Source organism: Photobacterium sp. OFAV2-7, assembly GCF_022347985.1.
GTDB lineage: Bacteria > Pseudomonadota > Gammaproteobacteria > Enterobacterales > Vibrionaceae > Photobacterium.
In genome coordinates, this window is the sequence record NZ_JAKRFQ010000638.1 from 1 (window position 1) to 3,163 (window position 3,163).

3 protein-coding genes are annotated in these 3,163 nt (G+C 45.8%); 1 reads left to right on the forward strand and 2 read right to left on the reverse strand.

Annotated features, from left to right (window positions below; all coding sequences use genetic code 11):
* A partial coding sequence (locus MHN01_RS22200) for a TetR family transcriptional regulator (protein ID WP_239413490.1) occupies positions 1–316 on the reverse strand: 316 nt, incomplete at its 3' end.
* Positions 317–918: 602 nt separating this feature from the next.
* On the opposite strand from MHN01_RS22200, the gene MHN01_RS22205 reads away from it, so the two are divergent.
* Positions 919–2,547: an AMP-binding protein gene (locus MHN01_RS22205; RefSeq protein WP_239413494.1), complete on the forward strand. Its 1,629-nt coding sequence runs from the start codon at positions 919–921 to the stop codon at positions 2,545–2,547.
* A 77-nt stretch (positions 2,548–2,624) separates the two neighbouring features.
* Here the strand turns inward: MHN01_RS22205 and MHN01_RS22210 are convergent, their stop codons facing one another.
* Complete coding sequence (locus MHN01_RS22210) at positions 2,625–3,020, reverse strand: VOC family protein (RefSeq protein ID WP_239413492.1); 396 nt, start codon at positions 3,018–3,020, stop codon at positions 2,625–2,627.
* Positions 3,021–3,163 lie beyond the last annotated feature (143 nt).

Here is a 3,163-nt window from a genome sequence, read left to right on the forward strand (position 1 = left end):
GATGGAAAAGGAGACGCAAGGTTGCCTGGAATTTATCATCATCAAGTGCAGCTAGCCAACTCTTTACGAACCCATCGAGGCCGTTATCAAGATCAAGCTTTTCGACAAACAGGCGGAAAATTCTGCCATCTAACGCATTGGCAAAATCTTGCTTTTTCGGAAAATGGTGGCTAATCCCGGTACGGGAGATGCCGGTTTGCTTGCTCAGGGTAGTGTACGACATCTTGTCGTAGCCCAGGGTCAAAATTTGATCAACCACGGCATCCATGATCGTCTGGATTGTAATCTCTGTATCTTCTTTACTACGCTTTGGCATAATGAGTTGACTCTATATTTTTCACATCAACAAAAATCCCACCGGCACCTCCCGATGGCATGTTGTAACGGCTTTGGTTGTTAATATGTTAGCAGTATTACAAAATGCTATCCCGTTAACTAGTATTCTTCCTAATTTTATATACTTTTCAAGCTCTAATAAAAAAACTCAGAACTAAATACCAAACCATGTCACATATCACTTCTAGTAGCACATGTCATCACGGTCTAATTCACTTAAATGCATAAGTAATAACATTTTGTAATCTGTGCCTAAAACAGCACGATGACGGTCAATAATATTAAAAAACAACGAGTTACGCCACCACTCATTCTGCTGCAGACTTTCAATCGCAAAAAAATCATACACATGTTTAAATTTTGTGCTTAAATTTTTTCTGAACTATCGCTTTTATTTGACAAGTTAGTGTCTTTTTTCATACTTAATTACAGGAGTTTAATGAAAAATAGACACTTGACGGACCAGTAGGAAACCATTTAATTTAACATTACGATAACACCAACAAGGACGAGACTATGACTTTACCTCTGCCCACGGATCGCTTAAGGGATACACTCATGACGCAGCCTCTACCTAATGAAATGATTTTGAAGTGGGCAGAAGAGCGCCCGGACGAAGTTTTCCTGCGCCAAATTATTGATCGCAAGTTTGTTGACTACACCTTTGCCGAGGTTGCTGATAAGGCACTCTCCCTGGTTACGGCTCTAAGAAGCATGGGCATCCAGCCAGGCGACCGTGTTGCACTTATGTCTAAAAACTGCGCCGAATGGTTTATTACCGACCTTGCCTTGATGCTCGGAAGCTACATCAGTGTCCCTATTTTCCCTACCGCAGGGGCAGAAACTGTCGAGCACTGTATAACGCACAGTGAATCCAAAGCACTGCTTATCGGTAAGCTAGATGACGACAAGGCTGTCACATCCGTACTGGCCGACCATCCGGATTTACCGACTATTTCATTCTCTTACCCAAGTGCACCGAAATGTAAGTTTGAGTTTGACACTCTGGTCGCAGACAGCAAACCTTCTGAAGAGCGTCCGGAACACAAACCTGAAGAACTGATGTCGATTGTATATACCTCGGGTACGTCAGGGCTGCCAAAAGGCGCCATGTTGACTTATGGTGCATTTGCCTGGTCATCACAGAGGATCCTCGACCATATCGGAATGAAAGACGGTGAAAGGTTGTTTTCTTACCTGCCGCTGGCGCACATAACAGAACGTGTATATATCTTTGGCTCTTCAGTAATGGCCGGCATTCAGGTTGCCTTCCCAGAGTCACTGGATACCTTTATCGAAGACGTGAAGATGCACCGCCCGACGCTGTTTATTTCCGTCCCGCGCCTGTGGACCCTGTTCCAGCAACGAATCCTTGAGAAGCTGCCGCAGGCTAAGCTCAACATCTTACTCAAGATCCCGTTCATATCAGGCGTCATTAAACGGAAACTTGCCGATGGTCTAGGTCTGGACAAAGCCCGTGTCCTCGGCTGTGGTTCAGCGCCGGTATCGCCTGCCCTGCTCCGCTGGTACGAAAACATCGGCCTGAACATCACCGAAGCCTGGGGGATGACAGAGTCCTTCGCCTACAGCACCATCAACCATCCATTCCGAAGCGATAAGATCGGTACAGTAGGTAATGCCGGCCCAGGTATTGAAATCAAGATCGCCGCTGATGAAGAGATTCTGGTTCGCGGACAGGGCATGTTCTCCGGTTACTATAAAAACGAAGAAGCCAGTAAAGCCTCTTTTGATAAAGATGGCTGGCTACATACTGGTGATATCGGCTTTATTGATGACGAAGGCTACCTGTCTATTCAGGGTCGTAAGAACGATACCTTCAAAACCGCCAAAGGGAAGTTTGTTGCACCGGTGCCAATTGAAAAGCGCCTGTTTGAGCTGAGCAACATCGAGATGATGTGTGTCGTCGGCTCGGGTATGCCAGGTCCTATCTTGCTGGCAGTTCCACATGAATTCCCTGATTTCGACCATGCGCGTTACGAACGTAAAGCCCACCAGGTTATCGAAACTATCAACAAAGAGCTGGAGTCTCATGCCAAAATTAAAGGTGTGCTGATGATTAAAGACCCGTGGAGCATCGAGAACGGTATTTTAACACCTACACTTAAAATCAAGCGTCACCTGCTTGAGAAGAAATACCACGATGTAGGTGCAAACTGGCCGAAAGACAAACTGGTTCAGTGGGAAGAGTAGTCACACAAGAGATATGCTAATTGGCTAGACACTACCGCAATTAATACTAAAACCGCCTGATTGCTCAGGCGGTTTTTCTATTCACATTCGCTGTCTTCATAAGTAATAATCGAGACAACGGCGCCGCCTACATCGGCAATTGCGCACATTCGGCCGACGCCAGGTACATCCATTGGCGGATAAACAGCCTTACCCCCTGCTGATTCCGCTTTTGCCAGTGTGGCATCAACATCATCAACGGTAATATAGGTTCCCCAGCAATTTGGCATTTCGCTGTATTCTTCCGGTTTGGCCATAATACCAGCGACAGGCTCTCCATCCACTTTCAACACATGGTAGACCCCTTCTGGCATTGGCATTGCCTCTACTTCCCAGCCAATCACATCCTTGTAATACGCAATGGCTTTCTCGGGATCATCCGTCACAAGCTCTGACCAGCTAAATGCCCCGTGCTGCTTAAATCTCGTATCCACTCTTCGCTCCTTCTGCTTGATAACCCTGCTCAAAAACAATGACGCTTCTGTACAGTTAACAGTAGTCGAATTCGTCATACTTCCTGTTTCTTTGTCCTGTTTTTCTTCGAATTTTATCAGCTGTACGATTGCTTGAATTTATA